This window comes from Dyella japonica DSM 16301, assembly GCF_001010355.1.
Taxonomy (GTDB): domain Bacteria; phylum Pseudomonadota; class Gammaproteobacteria; order Xanthomonadales; family Rhodanobacteraceae; genus Dyella; species Dyella japonica.
Genome location: NZ_JPLA01000061.1, coordinates 1 through 20,157 on the forward strand (window position 1 = coordinate 1; position 20,157 = coordinate 20,157).

The window sequence follows — 20,157 nt, forward strand, 5'->3', positions numbered from 1 at the left end:
CAGCAAGACCTGGGACAACCTCCTGCGTGCCCAGTTGACCAGCGCTACGCTGGCCACCTTGCCGGGCGGCGATCTGGGCGTGGCCGCCGTGGTGGAAGCGGGCAACCAAGGCTGGGATTACTCGCCGGACCCCCGTCTGCTCAGTGGCGGTGTATGGGGCACAACCGCGGTGCAGGGGGCAGGCCATCGCTCGCGCTACGCCGGAACGTTGGAAGCACGCGCACCACTGCTGCAACAGCTGACAGCGGACGCCTCAGTGCGCTACGACAGTTACGACGTGGCTGGCCAACAGGTGGACAAACCCACCTGGAACATCTCCCTTGAGTACCGTCCATGGGAGACGCTGCTATTGCGCGGCAAGGTAGGCACGGCATTCAAGGCGCCATCGCTGGCCGATCAGTTTCAGGGGCTCAGCGGCTTCTATAGCACCGCCGTCGACTACTACAACTGCGCCGTACTCGGTTATACCGGCGGCGCCATCGACAAGTGTCCGGCGCGTTATAGCAACGCGCAGTACTACGGAACACAAAGCGGCAATGCCAGCCTGAAACCCATCGAAGCAAGAGCATGGAGCTACGGCGTCGTCTGGTCGCCATGGCAACGCTTCTCGCTCAGTGCCGACTTGCTGCACTGGAATATCCAGGGCGAGGTGCAAGGGCAGAGCGTGGATGATCTGCTGCGCGACGAAATGCTGTGCCGCCAGGGCAAGCGCGATATCAACTCTCCCTCTTGTCTGGCCGCCTTGTCACAGGTGATCCGCAGCGCAAGCGTAAGCGATGACGGCACTGTCGGCGCCATCACGTCGATCTACCGCGGCAAGGTCAACGTATCGCGGCGCGTAGTGTCGGCGCTGGTGATGGATGCGCGTTACGGCGTCGATCTGGGCCATTGGGGCGACCTGAGTCTGCAGGCGTCATACAACGACATGCTCAAGCACGACTATCAACCCTATCCCGGCGACGCCATGGTGGACACCTTGCGCGATCCCACCTGGAGCACGGATTTCAAGAGTCGCTTCAATGCCTCGGCAACCTGGCGCCTGCACGGTTGGGAGGCCACGCTCTACGGCAACCGCTATGGCAAGACACCCAACTATCTCGCCTACAACTACGGTTACGAATACCCCGGCGCGGGCAAGCTGGCGCCATGGATACGCTACAACGCCAGCGTGTCCTACCAGGCCACGCCAGCACTGCAATTGGCCTTGCAAGTGAATAACCTGCTCAACCGCATGCCGCCGCACGACAGCAGCTACCCGGGTACCAGCACGTCGCCGTACAACTCCAGCAACTACGACGTCTACGGCCGCGCCTATTACCTGCAGGCTACCTATCGCTTCGGCGAGAGCAAGTAGTTTTCCTGTTGCCTCCGGGGCGAAAACCCCGGAGGGTCTTTACGACGTTGTGGGGCAAGGCGGCTAGCGCCCGCGTTCTTCCATCAACCCCACCAGATTCCCATCCGGATCGCGCAGGAAGGCCAGCCACAGCGTGTGGTCGGAGAGCTCGGCGGTGGCCTGCGGTTCGCGTTCGCCTACCGCCCCATGATCGAGCAGCGCGCGGAAGCTGTGCTCGATGTCCGGGACCTTGAAGTAGAGAATGGAGTTGCCGCCCACGCTGCCGTGGCCTTGCGGCGTCGACAGCATCAGCCGCACGCCGCCGGCATCGAGAAACGCCAGGTTGGTGGCGGGGCGGAACAGGAAGGGCAGTTCGAGGATGTCGCGATAGAATGACAGCGCTGCATCGACATCGCTGACGACGACAGCGATCTGGCCGATGCCGGTGATCCGTGAGGACATGGCAAGGCTCCACGGTTGCGAAGGGCACAGTCTAGAGTATTCGCGGATGCGACCGAGGTCGGCGATACTGGGGGGATGATCGATCACGAGGATGTTGCGGCGCTGTTGGGCACGGAAGGCCCGTTCGCCCGCGAGTTGCCCAATTTCGCCCCGCGCGCCGCCCAGCAGGCGATGGCGCGCGCGGTGCAGCACGCCATCGCCGAGCGCGAGACACTGATTGCCGAGGCGGGCACAGGTACCGGCAAGACCTTCGCGTACCTGGTGCCAGCCCTGCTGTCCGGCGAGCGCGTCATCGTCTCCACCGGCACCAAGGCGCTGCAGGACCAGTTGTATTTCCGCGACCTGCCGCGCATGCGCTCGGTGCTGGACGTGCGCCTGAAGACGGCCTTGCTCAAGGGCCGCTCCAACTACCTGTGTCTGTATCGGCTGGATCAGACGGTGCGCGAAGGTGCGAGTTTTGATCGCGCCCAGGCTTCCCAGCTGGCGGCGATCCGTGCCTGGTCGGCGCGCACGCGGCGCGGCGATCGCATGGAGCTGGCCGAGGTGCCGGAGGAATCGCCGATGTGGCCGCGCGTCACCTCCACGCCGGAGAACTGCCTGGGCGTGGAGTGTCCGTTCTACGACGACTGCCACGTGATCAAGGCGCGGCGCGAGGCGCAGGAGGCCGAGCTGGTGGTGGTCAACCATCATTTGCTGTTCGCCGACCTGGCGCTCAAGCAGGAAGGTTTCGGCGAGATTCTTCCTGGCGCCAGCGCGTTCATCCTGGACGAGGCACATCAGATCCCTGAGCTGGCGGGCCAGTTTTTTTCGCAGAGCCTCAGCGCGCGTCAGCTCACCGATCTGGCGCAGGACAGTCTCAGCGAATGCAATGGCATCACGGGCGCCATCGGTCTGGTGCTCGAGCCAGTCGAAGCCATGCAGGACGCCGTGCGCAAGCTGCGCCTGAGCATGGATGGCCTGGCAGAACGCGGGCCGTTCCATCAGCTGGAAACCCATCGCGAGATCAGCGACAAACTGCATGAGCTGCGCGACGTGCTGGCGGCGCTGACCGACGTGCTGGCCTCACAGGCGGAACGTTCACGCGGTTTCGCCAACGCGCACGAGCGCGCCGCCCTGATGAGCGAGCGGCTCGATCGCATCGCCGAGCGCGAAAGCGAACGAGACGTGCGCTGGTATGAGCTGTTTCCACGCGGCTTCGCCCTGCACGCGACGCCGCTGGATCTGGCGGCGCCCCTGCGGTCGATGCGCGAACAAACCCAGGCCGCCTGGATCTACACCTCGGCCACGCTGTCGGTGTCGTCCAGTTTCGATCACTTTGCGCGGCAGCTCGGTCTGGAAGATCCGCAGACGCTGCAGGTGGAAAGCCCGTTCGACTATCCCAGGCAGGCGCTCTGTTACTTGCCGCCCGGCCTGCCCGATCCTTCTGCGCGCGATTACACCGATCGCGTGATCGAGACGGTGCTGCCGGTGTTGCACGCATCCAATGGCCGGGCCTTTCTGCTGTTCACTTCGCATCGCGCATTGCGCCGTGCCGCGGAGCTGCTGCAGGAGCGCGTGCCGTGGCCGCTGTTCGTGCAAGGCACCGCGCCGCGGCATCGATTGCTGGAAGAGTTTCGCCAGAGCGGACACGGGGTCCTGCTGGGTGCGGCCAGTTTCTGGGAAGGCGTGGATGTCGCCGGCGAAGCGCTCAGCGTGGTGGTGATCGACAAGCTGCCGTTCGCCTCGCCCGATGATCCGGTCCTGCAGGCACGACTCGAAGCGCTCGAGCAGGCAGGCATCAACCCGTTCATGGGATGGCAGGTGCCCAGCGCGGTCATCGCGCTCAAGCAAGGGGCAGGGCGCCTGATTCGCGACGTGCATGATCGCGGCGTGCTGGTGCTGTGCGACCCGCGACTGACCAGCAAGGGTTACGGACGTCTGTTCCTCAACAGCCTTCCGCCGATGCCGCGCACCAAGGAGCTGGCTCAGGTCACCGCCTTCTTCAGCGACACCTCCCCCGGCTAACGAGGACCTTGTGGGAGCGCACCCTGTGCGCGACCGCGGCCTATCGGTTTGCCCCAGTATCCAGCATGACTGCCCCCACGAAGTCTCGCCGTGGGAAGGCACTAGCCTCCAGCCACGTCCGGCAAGATCATAGGTGCCTTACCCCCAGCGAAGAGGGCACCAACATGGCAAAGGTCATCGGACTCGGCGGCATCTTCTTCAAGTCGCAGGACGCCAAGGCATTGAACGCGTGGTACGCCAAACATCTGGGACTGCCCGTGGAGAAATGGGGCGGCGCGCGCTTCAACGAGGACGCCGAGCGCCCGGGCTATACGCTCTGGTCCCCGTTCGCGGCCGACACCACGCATTTCGCGCCCAGCACGCTGCCGTACATGATCAACTTCCGCGTGGATGACCTGGACGCACTGCTCGCCCAGCTACGCGCCGATGGCGTCACCGTCGACGACAAGGTGGAAGAGAGCGAATTCGGCCGCTTCGGCTGGATTATGGATCCGGAAGGCACGCGCATCGAGTTGTGGCAGCCGCCGGCTTGAGCGCAAGCCGGCGTCGATAGGTGTGCCGCGGTCGCCGCGTCGTGGCGGACTAGAGTGGTCGCGAGCATCGCCATCGTTCTGTCATAAGTTGCGCGCGAGTCGGCAGCGATGCGCCCGCCGTCTACCTCAGAGGTTTGTTTTCCTGAAGGCTCCGAAACTAAGGATGGAGCCATGGGACACTGGATGAAGGGTTGGACGGCGAAGGTGCTGGGCGTGGGTCTGCTGGCGCTGCTGATGTTGCTGCCGTTGTGGAAGGTGCAGTCGCTGGTGGAAGAGCGCCAGGGCATGCGGCAGGCAGCGATCGATCAGATCGCCCAGGGCTGGGGTGGTGAGCAGGTAGTGGGCGGCCTCGTGCTTGCCGTGCCGACACAACAGAAAGTCGCCCCCGTCGCCGGCGAGCCGCGCGATATGGGCGATACCACGCTGGTGCTTCCCGACACTGCCGACATGAGCATCGGCATGACGGTGGACAAGCGCCGCTACGGCATCTACGAAGCGCCCGTGTTCGCCTCCACGGTCGAGTTGCACGGGAACTTCACCGCCGAAGACATCGCACAGCAGCGGCAGATGGACAGCGCCGCCTGGCAGGATGGCAAGGCGGAATTGCGCTTGGCCGTGGGCGATCTTCGCGGCTTGCAGGAAGTCACCGAATTGCTGGTCAATGGCAAGCCGCAGCGCTTCGCATCATCGGCGGCGACCCTGGCAGGCGCGTCCTCCACGGTGGTTGTGCCGCTTGATCTGGAAGCGCTGAACGGTCAGCCGATCGCGTTTTCGGTGAAGCTGAAGCTGGCGGGGACGCAGTCGCTGCAGTTGCTGCCATTGGCGCGCACCACCGATGTCACGATGCATGCGCCATGGCCTGATCCGAGTTTCATCGGGGCTGCATTGCCGCTGGAGCGCACGGTGAATGCACAGGGCTTCTCGGCGCGCTGGCATATGCTGGATCTCAACCGCAAATTCGGCCAGTCGTGGCATACGAGTGATACACGCGTCGACAGCGCCGTGCACGATGCGGCCTTCGGCGTGGCGCTGTTCCAGCCGGTGGATGTCTATCAGCGCAACGTGCGTGCCGGGAAATACGGACTGCTGTTCATCACGATGACCTTCGTGGCGTTCTTCCTGTTCGAGGTGCTCAAGCGCCTGCGCGTGCATCCGGTGCAATACCTGCTGGTGGGCGCGGCGCTGACCGCGTTCTATGTGCTGCTGCTGGCCTTGTCCGAGCAGATCGGCTTTGGACTCGCCTATGCGGTGGCAGCGGGCGCGGTGGTGGCGATCGTGGGCGGCTATGCCATGGCGGTGCTTGGTGCGCGCCGTGCGGGGCTGTTGCTGGGCGGTTCACTCGCCCTGGTTTACGCCATGCTCTATGTGGTGCTCGCCGCCGAGGAATACGCCTTGCTGATCGGCGCGATCGTCCTGGTGCTCACCGTGGCCCTGCTGATGTACCTGACCCGCCGCATCGACTGGTATGCCAGCATGCCTGCAGCAGCCGGCCCGGCTATCATGGAGCAGCCATGAATCTGCTAGCCATCGAAACCTCCACCGAAGCCTGCTCCGTCGCCCTGATCCACGGCGACGAAGTGGTTGCCCGCAGCGAACTCGCTCCGCGTCGTCACGCCGAGTTGGTGCTGCCCATGGCCGACGCGCTGCTCGCCGAGGCTGGCCTGGGACGGCACGCGCTCGATGTGATCGCCGTTGGCCGCGGACCGGGCGCCTTCACCGGCGTGCGCCTGGGCATTTCGCTCGCACAAGGCATGGCGCTGGCGCTGGACGTGCCGGTGGTGACGGTGTCATCGCTGGCCGCGCTGGCGCTGGAAGCTCCTGAGGACGATGCCACCATCCTTGCCGTGATCGACGCGCGCATGGGCGAGATCTACGCCGCCAGCTATCGGCGCGACGACAACGGCGGGCTCATCGAGCTTGATGAGGAACGCGTCTGCATGCCCGCCGCGCTGAGCCTGTCGCCATCGCCGGCATGGCACGTGGTCGGCACCGGTTGGACGACTTATGCGGACGTGCTGCGTCCGCATCTCACCGGCGAACTGCGTTCCGCGGAGGGCTCACGCTATCCGCAGGCTCGCCATGTGGCGGAGCTCGCTGCGCGCGAGTTTTCTGCCGGCCGTGCCGGCGCGCCGGAACACGCCTTGCCGGTGTATCTGCGCGACAAGGTGGCGCTCACCTTGGTGGAGCAGGGCAAGGCTTGAGCTTGTTCCCCGCGGCGGCTGATTCAGCCGTCGCGCGCGCCTTCAGCCAACAACGAGCTTGGGCGCAGCATCTTGCTTGCGCGCGGCGCACTGGATGCTCTGGGCATGCTTGATCGCCGGCAGCAATCCCGGAAAACGTTCCTCGATCTCCGCGCAGCGGGTGGTGTTGAGCATCTCCACGCCGCGACGTTCGCTGCGTATCAGGCCGGCTTCGCGCAGCGCACGAAAATGCTGTGACAGCGTGGATTTGGGGATGCAGCGGTCTTCCAGCTTGAGGAACACCGAGCAGCTGTTCGCGCTGTCCGCACAGGACAGTTGCCAATATATGGTGGCGCGCACCGGATCGGAGAGGGCATGCAGGATGCCTTCGACGGTGACATCGTCAATGGATGGGTGGGTCAGGGGCCTCATGTGCTCATTTTAGCAGCACTTGAAATGTAGTTCTTAAGTTCGTATGTTACGAACTATGGAACAGAGTGTCGTTCCAGCCCCTTATTCCTCACAAACCTGAACAGGTATCCGTCATGAGCAAGCTCAAAGGTAAAGTGGCTGTCGTTACCGGCGCATCCAAGGGCATTGGTGCCGCCATCGCCAAGGCGCTCGCCGCCGAAGGCGCTTCCGTGGTCGTGAACTACGCCTCCAGCAAGGCCGGCGCCGATGCCGTGGTTGCCGAGATCACCAAGGCGGGCGGCAAGGCCGTGGCCGTGGGTGGCGACGTTTCCAAGGCAGCTGACGCCAAGGGCCTGGCCGACGCCGCCGTGTCCAACTTCGGTCGCCTGGACATCCTGGTGAACAACTCGGGCGTCTACGAATTTGGCGCGCTGGATGCCATCACCGAAGAACACTTCCACAAGCAGTTCAACGTCAACGTGCTTGGCCTGTTGCTGACCACGCAGGCCGCGGCGCGCCATATGAAGGACGGCGGCAGCATCATCAACATCGGCTCGCTGGTGTCGCGCATCGTGCCGGCCGAGAGCGCGGTCTACACGGGCACCAAGGGCGCCGTGGACGCGATCACCGGCGTGCTGTCCCGTGAACTGGGCCCGCGCAACATCCGCGTCAATGCGGTGAATCCGGGCATGGTGGAAACCGAGGGCACGCATACCGCCGGCTTCATCGGTTCGGACTTCCACCAGGGTGCCATCGCGCAGACCCCGCTGGGCCGCATCGGCCAGCCGGACGACATCGCTTCCATCGTGACCTTCCTGGCTTCCAACGACTCCTACTGGCTCACCGGCGAGCAGCTCTACGCCGGCGGCGGCATGCGCTGATCCATCGCGCTTGGCTGTATGACGCACCCCGGTGTGGGCCGGGGTGCGTTTTTTTTTGCATGCGTCGGATTAACGCGCATGGGCTGAAAATGCTTCGCTATTTCACCCGTAACGAGGCATCCGGATGTCCAGCCAGAGCAACAACGGGATCCTTCAATTCCAGTCGGCGTTCGATGTGCCCACCACCATCGCCAAGCTTCGGGAGGCGGTGGAATCGCACGGCGCAACGGTATTCGCGCTGATCGACTTCAGTGGCGATGCGGCGCGCGCCGGCCTCACCATGCGTGCGGAGCAAATGCTGCTGTTCGGCAATCCCAAGGGCGGTACGCCACTGATGCAGTTGGAGCCGGTGGTGGGACTGGATCTTCCGCTGAAGGCGCTGGTGTGGGATGACGGCCACGGTGCAACCTGGATTGCTTGCAACACGCCGGAGTACATTCTCGGGCGCTACCGCTTACCGGAAGCGCTTGCCGGAAATCTGGCGGGGCCGTTGGCCATCCTCAAATCGCTGGCGCTGAAGCCTTCTGCCTGATCAGGCGTTGCGTTCGACAAAGCTGACGTTGGCGATCCAGTTGGACTGTCGCCGCGCGAGCTTGGTGCCCAGGTCTTCTTCGCTGAAACTCGCTGCCCGATGCTGCAGCAAGCCAGGGTCGAGATTGTCGATCGTGTTGACGTTGACCACGGCGTAGACCTGGCCATCCACCGTGCAGGTCACCAGCGGGACCGCGCCGCATTGCCGGCAGATATGGAACGCGGCCGTGCCGGTGCCAAACGCGTAACGATTCAGTAGTTCAGAATCGCCGATGGTGACGCGCAGCTCGCCATCTGGATTGGACGTCCAAACGGCGCCATGCTTGGTGCAGAACGTGCAATCGCAGGCACGCGCGGGTATTTCGACGGGATCTGGTTCCCAGTTGAGCGTGTAGGCAATATTTCCGCAGTGGCACTGGCCCTGGAGCTGCATGGCGGCGTCCCATCGACATGACATTGAGCGCCAAGCGTAAACGATCGCCGCGCTTACAGCTGCCCGATCGCCAACTGCACGACCAGACTGCTCACCGCCACCGCCGCCCATACGCCCAGCCCCAGCAGGATCGGGCGCGCGCCGGTGGAGGCCATCTTGCGCAGATTCGCCGAGAGGCCAATGGCCGTCAGTGCCACGATGATCAGGAACTCAGCCGCCAGATGCAGCGCCGGCTGGATCGCCACCGGTACCAGGCCCGCCGTGCGAATGGCGGAGGCGACCAGGAACCACAGGATGAACCAGGGGAAGATGCGCGCGAGGCTGAAATCCGTGGCGCCCTGCTTCTTCTGCCTCCACGCGGTGGCGAAGGCGAGGATCAGGCAGATCGGAATGATCAGGGTGGCGCGGGTGAGCTTGACGATGGTGGCGTAATCGCCGGCCTGCTTGCTGAAGCTGTAACCCGCCGCGACCACCGAGGACGTGTCATTGATGGCCGTGCCCGCCCACAGGCCAAAGCCCAAGTCCGACAGGTGCAGCAGGTGCCCCAGCAGCGGGAACAACAGCACCGCGACCAGGTTGAACAGGAAGATGGTGGAGATGGCGAATGCGGTGTCGTGCTCGTCCGGCTTGATGATCGGCGTCACCGCGGCAATCGCCGAGCCGCCACAGATTGCCGTGCCCACGCCGATCAGGATCTTGAGCTTGTCGTCGACCTTCAGCAGCCGGCCCAGGCCCCACGCGGTGAGAAAGGCGACCGTCATCGTCACCAGCGTGACCGAGAGCGACTCCAATCCCGTCTTCGCCACCTGATTGAGGCTCAAGCCAAAGCCCAGCGCGATGATCGACCACTGCAACACCTGCTTGCCGGCGAACTGGATGCCGGGGGTGTAACTGCCGCCCGGTGCCAGCGTATTGCGCACCAGGATGCCCAGCACGATGCCGAACACCGGGCCGCCGATCAGCGGCGCCAGCTTGCCCAGCCCCAACGCGACCAGGGCGATCACCACCGACAGCAGCAGACCGGGAAGGCGGGAAGGCGTGGGCGTGGTGGGTATGGCGACGGTGGCGTTCATGCGGTTCTCCTGCAATGGCGGCATTTTCCGCCTCGCCGTCCATCAGAAAAACTTTGAATTATTGATGGCTGTTATAAGATGAACTGATGATCAATATCAGTCCGCGCCAGCTGGAGGTGTTCGTGCAGATCGCACGCCTCGGCAGCGTGCGTGCGGCGGCCGAGATGCTGCACCTCACCCAGCCGGCGGCGAGCATGGCGTTGGCGGAGATGGAACGGCAGCTTGATGCCGCCGTGTTCGCCCGCGAGCGCGGCCGACTGCGCCTCAACACGCGTGGACGGGAATTGCTGCCGCTGGCGCAGGAACTGCTGGAGCGCTATGCGGAATTCGGACGCCTGGGCAGCGGCCGCGTCGACGAGCTGGGTGGCGAACTGCGCGTGGGCGCGAGCAATACGGTGGGCAACTACCGCGTGGGCGAATTGCTTGGCGCGTTCGTGCGCGCCCATCCGCATGTCTCGGTCCGGCTGCGCGTGTCCAACACGTCTGAAATCGTGGCGTCCATGCTCGATCATGGCCTGGAGCTGGGCTGCGTCGAAGGGCCGGTGGCCCATCCCTCATTGGAAGTGCGGCCGTGGCGCGACGACGCGCTGGTGGTGTGCGCCTCGCCCGATCATCCGCTGGCACGCAAACGGCGCCTGGAGCCGGAGGATTTCGCCGGCATGCGCTGGGTGCTGCGCGAACCAGGCTCGGCCACGCGCAGCCTGAGCGAGCGCGCGCTGGCCAGCCTGCCGCCCGGCGAAACCGTGCTGGAACTGGATCAGGCCGAAGCGATTAAGCAGGCGGTGATCGCCGGTCTTGGCATCGCGTGTATTCCCGAAGTGGCCATCATCGATGCAGTGGCCGCGGGGCGGCTCAAAGTCCTGCGCACGCCGTTCCTGGATCTACATCGCAAGCTGTCGTTGCTGTTGCATCGGCAGCGTTATCGCGGGGCGTTGATCGAGGCGTTTCTGGCCAGCGCTGGTTAATCACCTCGATGAAAATTGTGGGAGCGCACCCTGTGCGCGACTGGCCTGAGGCGACCGTGAGTCGCGCACAGGGTGCGCTCCCACAAAAGAGCGGTTCGGCGGTCGGGTTAACCAGTAATGCTAGCCAGCAACGCCTCAGCTTCCTCATGCGTGCGCGAACGCAGAATGCGCGGCGCATGCGCGCGCAGGGCGGCGTGGTCGAGCGAAGCCAGGCGGTCGCGTACATGCAGCAGCTGACTGGGATGCATGCTGAATTCGCACAGTCCCAGGGCCAGCAGCAGACCGGTGAAATTCGCATCGCCGCCAATTTCGCCGCACAGGCTCACGCCCTTTTTCGCGCGGCGGCCTTCGGTGATCACATAGGCGAGCAGACGCAGCAGCGCCGGCTGCAGCGGGTTGTAGATGTTGTCCAGCGCATCGTTGCCGCGATCGGCGGCGAGCACGTACTGCGCCAGATCGTTGGTGCCGATGGCCAGGAAGTCGGCGTGCTCGAGCAGGGCGCGCACATTGATGGCGGCCGCCGGCACTTCGATCATCGCGCCCAGCTGCAGTTTTTCCGGCAGGTCGATGTTCTCGCGCTTGAGCTCCTGGCGAGCCAGCTTGAACAGCGTGCGCACCGCAATCAGCTCATCGGGCTGCGTCACCATCGGCACCAGCACGCGCACCGGCCCGTAGCACGCCGCGCGCAGGATGGCGCGAATCTGCGTGGAGAACACCGCCGGATAACGCAGCGACAAGCGCACGCCGCGCACACCCAGCGCAGGGTTGTCTTCGCCGCGCAGGACGAGTCCCGCGGCGTCGGCCTTGTCCGCGCCCAGATCGAGCGTGCGGATGGTGACCGGCAAGCCGCCCATGCCGAGCACCAGATCGCGATAGGCGATGAACTGCTCGTCTTCGGTGGGTAGTCCCTTCTGGCGCAGGAACAGGAATTCGGTGCGATACAGGCCCACGCCGTCGGCGCCGCGTGCGCGCGCCATGGCGATGTCGGCCGGCATCTCTGCGTTGGCGAACAGGCGGATGTCGACGCCGTCGCGCGTGCGCGTGGGCGCGTTCGCCAGCGTGGCGAGGCGACGACCTTCGGCCGCCGCTTCGCGCTGCCAGGCGCGGTAATGGGCCAGATCCTGTGCGGTGGGATGCACCACGGCCTCGCCACGCTCGGCGTCGAGCAGGATCAGGTCGTCATCGTGGATGGTCGACAGCGCATCGCGCGCGCCCACCAGCATCGGCAGGTCGAGGCTGCGCGCAAGGATCGCGCTGTGCGAATACGGGCTGCCGGAACTGGCCACCACGCCGAGCAGACCGGAGCCGGCCAGGTGCGCCATGTCGGCCGGGGCGATGGTGTCGGCGATCAGGATTTCGCCCACGCGCGCGGCCAGCTTGCGTTCTTCGCGACTGGTCTGGCGCTGCAGGGCGGAGATCACGCGACCGATCACCTGGTCGACGTCTTCCTTGCGCGAACGCAGGTAGGGATCGTCCATCGCCTCGAACACGGCCGCGAGGCGATCGCGCTGCTTCTTCAGCGCCGCGCCGGGACGGTAGTGGCCGATGCGGACGAGATCGTCCAGGCCGCGCAGCAGTTCGGGGTCATCGAGCAGCAGGCTGTGCGCATCGATGAATTCGTTCACTTCGCGGGCGAGCGCGCCATGCAGCTTGCCCCGCAGCTCGCGCAATTCCTGCCGCGCGGTATCGAGTGCGCGATGCAGGCGGGCGAGTTCGCTCTCCACTTCGTCTTCATTGAGCGGACGGGTGTCCACCAGGTAGCGACTGGGCTGCACCAGGCGGGCACGGCCAAGCGCCATGCCTTTTGCTGCCGTGGTGCCTGCCAGTACCTGTCTCATGCGTGCCTTCCATGGTGTAACGGCCAGTCCGGCCGTGCGCGACGTCGGCATCCGGCCAACGTGTCGAATGCTGGATAAGAAAGATCGCACGACGCAGCCCACCGGGCCGTGAATACGGCCTCAGCTCGGCAGTCGCGGGCGATCTTTTTGCGCACTCAGGCTCCTTCGTCGAACTTGCGGTCGAACAGGGCGACCACGGCGTCGATGGCGGACGCTTCATCCGGACCATCGGCGCGAACGGTAAGCGGCGTGCCGATGCCGGCGGCCAGCATCATCACGCCCATGATGCTTTGTGCATTCACCTCGCGGCCCTTGCTGATCAGCCACACGGTGGATTTGAAGCCTTGCACCAGCTGCACCAGCTTGGCGGAGGCGCGGGCATGCAGGCCCAGTTTGTTCGAAACTACAATGTCGCGTTCAAGCATGGTCGATGAAGATCCCTCCGCGGCCACCACTGGCGGCGATTTCCGCCAGCTCGTCCAACGGTTTTTCTGCGTAATTGAGTACGCGCAGCAGCATCGGCAGGTTCAGGCCCGACACGCAGCGCAAGCGCACGCCCAGCGCACCCAGCGACAAGCCGATATTGCACGGCGTGGCGCCGTACAGGTCGGCCAGCACCAGCACGCCGTCGCCTTCGTCCAGTTCCCGCGCATGCTTGGCCGTGAGCGTGCGCATCACATCCGGATCGGACTGCGGCGGGACCTCGGCCGCTTCCACCCGCAGGGGCAATTTGGGCAGCACGTGGTGGGCGGCGGAGATCAGCGCCTGGCCGACCGCCTCGTGCGTCATCAACAGCACACCGACGCTCATGACGGCGTGCCGATCCGCAGTGCAAGGATGCTCAGCATGGCTATCACTCGAGTTCGCGATGGAAGGTAAGCACGCCATTGCGTAGCGCGCGGTAGTGGGCGGCAAGCTTTTCCACCAGATACACCGAACGGTGTCGACCGCCGGTGCAGCCGATGGCGATGGTGACGTAGCTGCGGTCGTCCGCCTCGAAGCGCGGCAGCCAGGTATCGAGCCAGCGCGCCGTGTCGGCGTAGTACTCGGCGACCATGGGCTGCGCATCCAGGTAGGCGCTCACGGCGGCATCCTTGCCCGACAGTGGGCGCAGCGTGGGATCCCAGTGCGGGTTCGGCAGGCAGCGCGCATCGAACACGAAGTCCGCATCCAGCGGCAGGCCGCGGCGGAAGGCGAACGACTGGAACATCAGGGTGAGGCCTTCGGTGGCTTCCGCATAGCCGGCGGCGAACAGGCGGCGCAGCTGATGCACGTTCAGTTCGCTCGAATCGATCACCTTGTCGGCGATGGCCGAGAGCGGGCGCAGCACGCGACGCTCTTCGGCGATCGCATCGGCCAGCGACAGGCCTTGCCACGACAGCGGGTGACGGCGGCGCGTTTCCGAATAGCGCTTGATCAGCACATCGTCGCGGCAATCCAAGAAGATCAGGTGCGCCTTCACGCCCGCGGCGGCCAGCTCCGAGAGGATCGCCGGCATGCGCTTGAGGTCTTCGCCGGGATTGCGCACGTCCACGCCCACGGCGACGTGGCGACGCTTGCCTTCCACGTTGCGGCTCACCGCCGCCACCAGCTGGGGCAGCAGGGCGGTGGGCAGGTTGTCGACGCAGTAGAAATCGAGGTCTTCCAGCGCGCGCAGGGCGACCGTCTTGCCGCCACCGGACATGCCGGTGAGCACGATCAGGTTGATCGCATCGGGAGGGGCGCTAGCGGTTGTCGTGTCGCTCATGGGTCACCACGGAGGCAGCCGGCGCATCTGGTGCGCCTGGCGGTCGATGAAGGTCTGTGCCGGGTCGATGCCCTTGCTCTTGAGCACGTGGTTGCGCACGGCGGCCTCCACCAGCACCGCAAGGTTGCGGCCGGGGGCCACCGGGATGGTGATCATCGGCACCGGCACCTCAAAGATTTCGCGGTGGCCGATATCGCCGGTGAGGCGCGTGAGTCCATCGGTGTCTTCCCCCTCGCGCAGCGGTTTCAGGTGCACGACCAGGCGAAGGTATTTGGATGGCTTGACCGCGGTGTGACCGAACATCTCGCGCACATTCAGCACGCCCAGGCCGCGCACTTCCAGCAGGTCCTGCAGCAGCTCGGGGCAGGTGCCGTCGATCACGTCCGGCGCGATCAGGGTGAACTCGGTGGCGTCGTCGGCGACCAGTCGATGGCCGCGGCTGATCAGTTCCAGCGCCAGCTCGCTTTTGCCCGAGCCCGATTCGCCGGTGATCAGCACGCCGATCGAAAACACTTCCAGGAACACGCCATGCAAGGTGACCTTGGGCGCCAGCATGCGCGCCAGGTGGTACTGCATCCAGGTCAGCAGCTCGTGGCCGCGCTTGGAGCTGATCCACAGCGGCGTATTGGTTTCCTCCGCCACTTCGCGCAGGTCGGTGGGGATGGCCTGATCCTTGGTCACGATCATCGCCACCGGCTGATAGGCGGCGATCTTGTTGATCGCTTCCCAGCGCTGGCGCGATTCGAGGCCGTCGAGGTAGTTCAGCTCCTCGGTGCCGATGATCTGGATCTTGTTCGGATAGATGACGTTGAGGTAGCCGATCAGCGAGGGGCGGCGCGTGGTCGTCGCGGCCTGCTCGAGCACGCGCGATTCGCCACGCATGCCGGACACCCAGCGCAAAGCCATGCGCTCGTGAACGCTGTCATAGAGTTGTCGGGCGGAGAGCCGGTCCAAGCCTTGTCCTTTGCGCCGCCGGAAGAGGGCGGCCACACGGATATTGTGCCAGTTCACACCGGCAAACGCCTTGGACGAGCAGGGAGTGAGGCGAAAGGCCCGCCCGGAGCCGGGCGGGCCTGGCGGAGATCAGCCGTACAGGCGCTCCTCGCGGGCGGCGCGCTGATGTTTGTCGCAGATCTTCTCGCGGTGCTTGCGCAACTGGGTCACCAGCTTGTCGAAGAGCACGTCGATGGAGACGTACATGTCATTCTCAAGCGCTTCGGCGTGCAGGGTGCTGCCCGTGACATTGAGCGTGCCCTCGGCGCGCTGCTGCAGTTTGTTCACGGAGAGAACGATGCTCAGGCTGAGAATGCGCTCATCGAGGCGGGTGAGGCGGTCAAGCCGGTTGTTCACGTGATCCCGAAGGGCCGGGGTGACTTCAATCTGCTGACCGCTGAGTTGAACTTGCATGTTGCGCCTCCTCTGGTACTTGCCGCAGACGCGGCTGGAATCGATGCGCCGGTCGCTTATGTCGTGGCCGACACACCTTTGAAAACTCCGGTATTGCGAAGGTTTTCCTCCGGCCTCCTCACCAAGTCGGGATAGTCACTATGCACCTCTGAAGTTGCCTGTGCGTTAGAAAGACCTTCACGCCTCAGACATGACAGCTTTCCCGTCGTTATCGACTTACCTATGAGTATGGGGACGCCTTTTTTGCCGCCAAGTTCCCGAGGCGCTTTGCCGCAGACGCGGGCAAACTCGTTCAGCCAGCGCGCTGGCGCTCGCTGGAGCTGGGAATGCGCATGGCTTCGCGGTATTTGGCGACGGTGCGTCGGGCAACCTGAATGCCCTTGCGATGCAGCTCCTCCGCGATGGCCTGGTCGGACAGCGGCTTGCGCGGGTCCTCGGCATCGACCAGCTTGCGCAGCATGGCCTGGATGGCGGTGGCCGACGCGCTGCCACCGTCTTCGGTGGACACGCCGCTGGAGAAGAAATGCTTGAGTTCGAACGTGCCCCGCGGCGTATGGATGTATTTGCGGGTAGTTACACGTGAAATGGTCGATTCGTGCATGCCCACTTCCTCGGCCACTTCGCGCAGCACCAGGGGATGCATGGCTTCGGGGCCGTAATCGAGGAAGGCGCTCTGCCGGCGCACGATGGCCTCGGCCACCTTCAGCAGCGTCTCAGCGCGCGATTCCAGGCTCTTGATGAGCCAGCGCGCCTCCTGCAGCTGTCCGCGCATCCAACTGGCGTCGGTGCCGCGGGCCTGGGCGATCAGGCCGCAGTAGTGCTGGTTGAGTCCCAGCCGCGGCTGGCAATCGGGATTGAGACTGACCCGCCAGCGACCCACGTCCTTGCGTGCATAGACATCGGGCGCGACATATTCGACCGGCGTGACATCGAGCGCGGCGCCCGGGCGAGGATCGAGGCTGCGGATCAACACAGCTGCGGCGGCGGTATCGTCTTCACTCACGCGCAGCTTGCGCGCGAGGCGTGCGATGTCGTTGCGCGCGAGCAGCTCCAGTTCGGTATCGACGATGCGCAGCGCCAGTTCGCGCTGCGGCGTGTCCGCATCAAACTGCTCGAGCTGTACGCGCAGGCAGTCGCGCAAGTCGACGCTGGCCACGCCGGTGGGATCGAAGCGCTGCAGCATGTGGCGCACATACTCCACTTCCGCTTCGGTCGCCCTGATGTCGGTGGGCAGGGCCGCGATCAGCGACTCCATGCTTTCGGTGAGATAGCCGTCCGGATTGAGCGCGTCGATCAGCACCGTGGCGATGGTGCGATCGCGCGCGCTCATATGCGTCAGGTTGAGCTGCCACAGCAGATGTTCCTGCAGTGTTTCCTGCGCGGCGCTCTGCGGCTCGAAGCCGTCTTCGTCGGCGTTGTTGTTGCGCGAGGAGGCGCCGCTGAGCGAGAAGTCGACCGGATCGTCGCTGCCGCCGTCACGCTCCACATCGCCCCATTCGGGCGCTTCGGCGTCATCGACGGTATCGCTGCTGCTGCTGGAGCTGGACGAGCTGACCGGGATCGCATCCATCGGCGGCTCGGACTCGCGTTCGTCACCCTCGAGATTGTCGGGATTGTCGTCGGCGAACTCGAGCAGGGGATTGCTTTCGGCGATCTGACGCAGCTCGGCCTCAAGCTCAAGCTGCGACAGCTGCAGGAGGCGGATGGCCTGCTGCAACTGTGGTGTCAGCGTGAGCTGCTGATTGAGGCGAAACTGCAGTCCGGGTTTCATGCCAGCCGGTCAGGATGAACGTGAAGGTCATCCTAACTCTTGCCTCCCGGGTCGGCCATAGGTCGAAGGCGAATTCGCGTACTACCTCAGATTTAGCCCTGACGGTCGGCTGTTCCGCAGTCGTTACAGGCGGAATTCGCGACCCAGGTAGACTTCGCGGACCTTCTCGTCGGCGAGAATATGTGCTGGCGTTCCGCGCGAAAGCACTTCGCCATCATTGAGAATATACGCACGGTCGCAGATGCCCAGCGTCTCGCGCACATTGTGGTCGGTGATCAGCACGCCGATGCCGCGTTCCTTCAGATGGCGCACGATGCGCTGGATTTCGCCCACCGAAATGGGGTCAACGCCTGCGAAGGGTTCGTCCAGCAGCATGTAACGCGGATGCGCGGCCAGTGCGCGTGCAATTTCCACGCGACGGCGTTCGCCACCGGACAGGCTGATGCCTTTCTGGTCGGCGATATGCGCGATCTTGAGCTCGTCCAGCAGGCTTTCCAGCTCGTTGGTGCGACGCTTTTCGTCCCAGCCTTCGCGCAGTTCCAGCACGGCCATGATGTTGTCGGCCACGGTCAGGCGACGGAACACCGAGGCTTCCTGCGGCAGATAACCGATGCCGAGCTTGGCGCGCTGGTGCATCGGCAGGCCGGTGATGTCCTGCTTGTCCAGCTTGATGGTGCCGGCGTCGGCTTCGATCAGGCCGACCACCATGTAGAAGCAGGTGGTCTTGCCGGCGCCGTTGGGGCCGAGCAGACCCACCACCTCGCCTTCGCGGATGGAAAACGCAAAGTCGCGCACGACCTGGCGCGCCTTGAAGCTTTTTTGCAGACCTTCAGCAGACAGCATCAGTGGCCCTCGGCCGGTTTCGTGGCCGGTTGCGGCGGCGTGCCCGGCTTCGGCGGCGTGGCGGCCGGAGCCGGAGCCCCCGCGGGCTTCTGCTTGGGCAGGATCACACCGTGCACCAGGCCATCGCCGGCCGCTTCACCGGTGATCAGCGAGGTCTGCGTGTTGTAGACCAGCTTGTCGCCATGAAACTCACCGCGACCCTGCTGGCGCACCACGGCGTTGCCGGTGAGCACGGCAATGCCGTTGATGTTGTCGTAGTCCAGCTGCAAGGCGTCGCCCTGCATCAGGTTGCCGGCGTCGTCGAGCTGCTCGATATGGGCCAGGTTGCCGGTCACGACGGCACGTGCGACCTGGGTGTCGGCATCCAGGTACAGCTTGGCCACGGCGCCGGTCAGCTTCATCGTGCCCTGGGTGGCCACGACATTGCCGGTGAGGGTGGTGACCGTGTTGGGCGCGTTGAACCCGTCCATGGACTTGGACGAGAAGTTCATCGGCTGATTGCGGTCATCCTGCTTGGCCAGCGCCGGCTGCAGGATGAGCAGTCCCAGGCCCAGCAGGGCGAGGTGCAGCTTGAGACTTCTTGGGTCGCGGCGGAAACGAGCCGGTGACTTCATCGAACAGCTCCAGATGATTGGTGTTGAGGTTGGCACGCATGCCCACCCCGTTAAGTGTACGTGCGCCTTGCTTCATATGCGCTGGGGCATCCGTCACCATTCGGTTTTCTTTTGGCCAGGCGGTGACGTCGGAGGTGTGCATTTCGGCCGCATCCGTCAGGGCAAAGGCCGCCCGGTGCATATAGACCGGGCCCTGCAGCTTGAGCAGGGTGCCGCTTTTGTCGACCCAGGCGTACAGCGACTTGCCCAGCCAGGGCGGCACGCCGGCCTCGTTGGAGGGCAGGGTGAAATCGGGCGTGTTGATGTACAGCGACTCGTCGTTCTCGCGGCGCTCCAGGTGCGGGGCGACCATCTCGAAGCTCGGCAGGCCGTCCACGTCATAGGACCACAGCTGGAAGTTGGTCAGCGTATAGCCCGAACGCGGCGGTCCGACGAACTCGCTGACCTTGGGCGCGGGCGCCAGCGCCCAGTACAGCAGCTGCGCGCCGCCGGTGGCCAGGCCGATCAGCACGATCGCCACCGGGAGGCCCCGGTCGCGCAGATAGGATCGCAGGCTCACTGCCAGCGCTCCCGCTCGGCGTCGCTCTTGCCCTGCGCATGCAGGATCAGGTCGCAGACCTCGCGGGCCGCGCCCTGGCCGCCACCCAGGCGGGTGCGCCAATGCGAACGCTCAGCCACCCAGGGATGGGCGTTGGCCACCGCGACGGCCAGGCCGGCGATGGCCATGGCGGGCAGATCCGGCAGGTCGTCGCCGACGAAGGCCGCCTGTTCCGGCGCCAGGTTCAGCGCTTCCAGCAACTGCTCGAGGCAGGCGCGCTTGTCGCCCTGGCCCTGGTAGACGTGAGCGATGTCCAGTTCCTCCGCGCGCAGCGCCACCGGGTGGCTGATACGGGCGGAAATGATCGCGACCTGCACGCCGTGGCCCATCAGCAGTTTCAGGCCCAGGCCGTCATGCACGTGGAAGACCTTGGTTTCACGGCCGTCTTCGGCGTACCACAGGCGGCCGTCCGTCAGGGTGCCGTCCACATCGAACACGACGAGGCGGATCTTGGCGGCACGGTCAAGCACGTCGGCGGGGAGGTCAGCCAGATACATGGGAGTCGTCGGAGTCGGCAAAAGGGCGGGGTGGCG

General features: G+C 64.9%; 23 protein-coding genes. 8 read left to right on the plus strand and 15 right to left on the minus strand.

The features are described 5' to 3' along the window. A partial coding sequence (locus Y882_RS17560; protein ID WP_046973255.1) for a TonB-dependent receptor domain-containing protein occupies positions 1–1,354 on the plus strand: 1,354 nt, incomplete at its 5' end. 63 nt (positions 1,355–1,417) lie between these two features. Here Y882_RS17560 and Y882_RS17565 read toward each other — a convergent pair. Further along, positions 1,418–1,795: a VOC family protein gene (locus Y882_RS17565; protein WP_046973256.1), complete on the minus strand. Its 378-nt coding sequence runs from the start codon at positions 1,793–1,795 to the stop codon at positions 1,418–1,420. Between the two features lie 75 nt (positions 1,796–1,870). On the opposite strand from Y882_RS17565, the gene yoaA reads away from it, so the two are divergent. The 4 genes from yoaA to tsaB all read left to right on the plus strand — a co-directional run bounded on the left by yoaA (position 1,871) and on the right by tsaB (position 6,533). Continuing rightward, entirely contained in the window at positions 1,871–3,799 is a 1,929-nt protein-coding gene (gene yoaA, locus Y882_RS17570; RefSeq protein ID WP_046973257.1) for a DNA repair helicase YoaA, read from the plus strand. A gap of 164 nt (positions 3,800–3,963) precedes the next feature. Further along, entirely contained in the window at positions 3,964–4,332 is a 369-nt protein-coding gene (locus Y882_RS17575; RefSeq protein ID WP_046973258.1) for a VOC family protein, read from the plus strand. 171 nt (positions 4,333–4,503) lie between these two features. After that, positions 4,504–5,847: a cell envelope integrity protein CreD gene (gene creD / locus Y882_RS17580; RefSeq protein ID WP_046973259.1), complete on the plus strand. Its 1,344-nt coding sequence runs from the start codon at positions 4,504–4,506 to the stop codon at positions 5,845–5,847. After that, positions 5,844–6,533, plus strand: coding sequence for a tRNA (adenosine(37)-N6)-threonylcarbamoyltransferase complex dimerization subunit type 1 TsaB (gene tsaB, locus Y882_RS17585; RefSeq protein WP_046973260.1), 690 nt, complete (start codon positions 5,844–5,846; stop codon positions 6,531–6,533). The genes creD and tsaB overlap by 4 nt, the downstream gene beginning before the upstream one ends. A 42-nt stretch (positions 6,534–6,575) precedes the next feature. Here the strand turns inward: tsaB and Y882_RS17590 are convergent, their stop codons facing one another. Then, positions 6,576–6,944, minus strand: coding sequence for an ArsR/SmtB family transcription factor (locus Y882_RS17590; RefSeq protein WP_046973261.1), 369 nt, complete (start codon positions 6,942–6,944; stop codon positions 6,576–6,578). Positions 6,945–7,057: 113 nt separating this feature from the next. On the opposite strand from Y882_RS17590, the gene Y882_RS17595 reads away from it, so the two are divergent. Then, the gene (locus Y882_RS17595; RefSeq protein ID WP_046973262.1) at positions 7,058–7,804 is read left to right on the plus strand and encodes a glucose 1-dehydrogenase; all 747 of its coding nucleotides are present in this window, start codon (positions 7,058–7,060) and stop codon (positions 7,802–7,804) included. A 124-nt stretch (positions 7,805–7,928) separates the two neighbouring features. Further along, positions 7,929–8,336, plus strand: a complete 408-nt coding sequence (locus Y882_RS17600) for a DUF302 domain-containing protein (protein ID WP_046973263.1) — start codon at positions 7,929–7,931, stop codon at positions 8,334–8,336. On the opposite strand, the gene Y882_RS17605 is transcribed toward Y882_RS17600, so the two are convergent. Together Y882_RS17605 and Y882_RS17610 are read right to left on the minus strand one after the other, a co-directional pair. Then, complete coding sequence (locus Y882_RS17605; RefSeq protein ID WP_156171570.1) at positions 8,337–8,768, minus strand: GFA family protein; 432 nt, start codon at positions 8,766–8,768, stop codon at positions 8,337–8,339. It lies immediately after the preceding gene. Positions 8,769–8,821: 53 nt separating this feature from the next. Then, on the minus strand, positions 8,822–9,841 hold the full coding sequence (locus Y882_RS17610) for a YeiH family protein (protein WP_046973265.1): 1,020 nt from the start codon (positions 9,839–9,841) through the stop codon (positions 8,822–8,824). Between the two features lie 86 nt (positions 9,842–9,927). Between Y882_RS17610 and Y882_RS17615 the strand changes: the two genes are divergently transcribed. Further along, positions 9,928–10,806 carry a LysR family transcriptional regulator gene (locus tag Y882_RS17615; protein ID WP_046973266.1) on the plus strand — a complete coding sequence of 293 codons (879 nt, stop codon included), beginning with the start codon at positions 9,928–9,930 and terminating at the stop codon, positions 10,804–10,806. Positions 10,807–10,913: 107 nt separating this feature from the next. Here Y882_RS17615 and ptsP read toward each other — a convergent pair whose 3' ends face one another. The 11 genes from ptsP to Y882_RS17670 form a co-directional block, all read right to left on the minus strand. Next, positions 10,914–12,644 carry a phosphoenolpyruvate--protein phosphotransferase gene (ptsP, locus tag Y882_RS17620; protein WP_046973267.1) on the minus strand — a complete coding sequence of 577 codons (1,731 nt, stop codon included), beginning with the start codon at positions 12,642–12,644 and terminating at the stop codon, positions 10,914–10,916. Positions 12,645–12,799: 155 nt separating this feature from the next. Further along, positions 12,800–13,069, minus strand: a complete 270-nt coding sequence (locus Y882_RS17625; protein ID WP_046973268.1) for an HPr family phosphocarrier protein — start codon at positions 13,067–13,069, stop codon at positions 12,800–12,802. Beyond that, the gene (locus Y882_RS17630) at positions 13,062–13,454 is read right to left on the minus strand and encodes a PTS sugar transporter subunit IIA (RefSeq protein ID WP_046973269.1); all 393 of its coding nucleotides are present in this window, start codon (positions 13,452–13,454) and stop codon (positions 13,062–13,064) included. The genes Y882_RS17625 and Y882_RS17630 overlap by 8 nt, the downstream gene beginning before the upstream one ends. 43 nt (positions 13,455–13,497) lie before the next feature. Further along, a complete protein-coding gene (rapZ, locus tag Y882_RS17635) occupies positions 13,498–14,391 on the minus strand; it encodes an RNase adapter RapZ (RefSeq protein ID WP_046973270.1) in 894 nt (297 codons plus the stop codon). Positions 14,392–14,394: 3 nt separating this feature from the next. Then, the gene (gene hprK / locus Y882_RS17640; RefSeq protein ID WP_211259211.1) at positions 14,395–15,345 is read right to left on the minus strand and encodes an HPr(Ser) kinase/phosphatase; all 951 of its coding nucleotides are present in this window, start codon (positions 15,343–15,345) and stop codon (positions 14,395–14,397) included. Between the two features lie 129 nt (positions 15,346–15,474). After that, complete coding sequence (gene hpf, locus Y882_RS17645) at positions 15,475–15,798, minus strand: ribosome hibernation-promoting factor, HPF/YfiA family (RefSeq protein ID WP_046973272.1); 324 nt, start codon at positions 15,796–15,798, stop codon at positions 15,475–15,477. 292 nt (positions 15,799–16,090) lie between these two features. Continuing rightward, the gene (locus tag Y882_RS17650) at positions 16,091–17,569 is read right to left on the minus strand and encodes an RNA polymerase factor sigma-54 (protein WP_046973273.1); all 1,479 of its coding nucleotides are present in this window, start codon (positions 17,567–17,569) and stop codon (positions 16,091–16,093) included. Positions 17,570–17,692: 123 nt separating this feature from the next. Further along, positions 17,693–18,412, minus strand: a complete 720-nt coding sequence (lptB, locus tag Y882_RS17655) for an LPS export ABC transporter ATP-binding protein (protein ID WP_046973274.1) — start codon at positions 18,410–18,412, stop codon at positions 17,693–17,695. Then, a complete protein-coding gene (gene lptA, locus Y882_RS17660) occupies positions 18,412–19,026 on the minus strand; it encodes a lipopolysaccharide transport periplasmic protein LptA (RefSeq protein ID WP_046973275.1) in 615 nt (204 codons plus the stop codon). The genes lptB and lptA overlap by 1 nt, the downstream gene beginning before the upstream one ends. Then, positions 18,917–19,585 (minus strand): LPS export ABC transporter periplasmic protein LptC, encoded by a 669-nt coding sequence (gene lptC, locus Y882_RS17665; protein ID WP_046973276.1) that lies wholly within the window; start codon positions 19,583–19,585, stop codon positions 18,917–18,919. Before lptC ends, lptA begins: the two co-directional genes overlap by 110 nt. Beyond that, complete coding sequence (locus tag Y882_RS17670; RefSeq protein WP_046973277.1) at positions 19,582–20,121, minus strand: KdsC family phosphatase; 540 nt, start codon at positions 20,119–20,121, stop codon at positions 19,582–19,584. The genes lptC and Y882_RS17670 overlap by 4 nt, the downstream gene beginning before the upstream one ends. Positions 20,122–20,157 lie beyond the last annotated feature (36 nt).

Bases quoted from the DNA above. Each gene is read 5' to 3' on its own strand.
- Y882_RS17565 (WP_046973256.1), bottom strand. From the start codon at position 1,795: ATGTCCTCACGGATCACCGGCATCGGCCAGATCGCTGTCGTCGTCAGC.
- yoaA (WP_046973257.1), top strand. From the start codon at position 1,871: ATGATCGATCACGAGGATGTTGCGGCGCTGTTGGGCACGGAAGGCCCG.
- Y882_RS17575 (WP_046973258.1), top strand. From the start codon at position 3,964: ATGGCAAAGGTCATCGGACTCGGCGGCATCTTCTTCAAGTCGCAGGAC.
- creD (WP_046973259.1), top strand. From the start codon at position 4,504: ATGGGACACTGGATGAAGGGTTGGACGGCGAAGGTGCTGGGCGTGGGT.
- tsaB (WP_046973260.1), top strand. From the start codon at position 5,844: ATGAATCTGCTAGCCATCGAAACCTCCACCGAAGCCTGCTCCGTCGCC.
- Y882_RS17590 (WP_046973261.1), bottom strand. From the start codon at position 6,944: ATGAGGCCCCTGACCCACCCATCCATTGACGATGTCACCGTCGAAGGC.
- Y882_RS17595 (WP_046973262.1), top strand. From the start codon at position 7,058: ATGAGCAAGCTCAAAGGTAAAGTGGCTGTCGTTACCGGCGCATCCAAG.
- Y882_RS17600 (WP_046973263.1), top strand. From the start codon at position 7,929: ATGTCCAGCCAGAGCAACAACGGGATCCTTCAATTCCAGTCGGCGTTC.
- Y882_RS17605 (WP_156171570.1), bottom strand. From the start codon at position 8,768: ATGCAGCTCCAGGGCCAGTGCCACTGCGGAAATATTGCCTACACGCTC.
- Y882_RS17610 (WP_046973265.1), bottom strand. From the start codon at position 9,841: ATGAACGCCACCGTCGCCATACCCACCACGCCCACGCCTTCCCGCCTT.
- Y882_RS17615 (WP_046973266.1), top strand. From the start codon at position 9,928: ATGATCAATATCAGTCCGCGCCAGCTGGAGGTGTTCGTGCAGATCGCA.
- ptsP (WP_046973267.1), bottom strand. From the start codon at position 12,644: ATGAGACAGGTACTGGCAGGCACCACGGCAGCAAAAGGCATGGCGCTT.
- Y882_RS17625 (WP_046973268.1), bottom strand. From the start codon at position 13,069: ATGCTTGAACGCGACATTGTAGTTTCGAACAAACTGGGCCTGCATGCC.
- Y882_RS17630 (WP_046973269.1), bottom strand. From the start codon at position 13,454: ATGAGCGTCGGTGTGCTGTTGATGACGCACGAGGCGGTCGGCCAGGCG.
- rapZ (WP_046973270.1), bottom strand. From the start codon at position 14,391: ATGAGCGACACGACAACCGCTAGCGCCCCTCCCGATGCGATCAACCTG.
- hpf (WP_046973272.1), bottom strand. From the start codon at position 15,798: ATGCAAGTTCAACTCAGCGGTCAGCAGATTGAAGTCACCCCGGCCCTT.
- Y882_RS17650 (WP_046973273.1), bottom strand. From the start codon at position 17,569: ATGAAACCCGGACTGCAGTTTCGCCTCAATCAGCAGCTCACGCTGACA.
- lptB (WP_046973274.1), bottom strand. From the start codon at position 18,412: ATGCTGTCTGCTGAAGGTCTGCAAAAAAGCTTCAAGGCGCGCCAGGTC.
- lptA (WP_046973275.1), bottom strand. From the start codon at position 19,026: ATGAAGTCACCGGCTCGTTTCCGCCGCGACCCAAGAAGTCTCAAGCTG.
- Y882_RS17670 (WP_046973277.1), bottom strand. From the start codon at position 20,121: ATGTATCTGGCTGACCTCCCCGCCGACGTGCTTGACCGTGCCGCCAAG.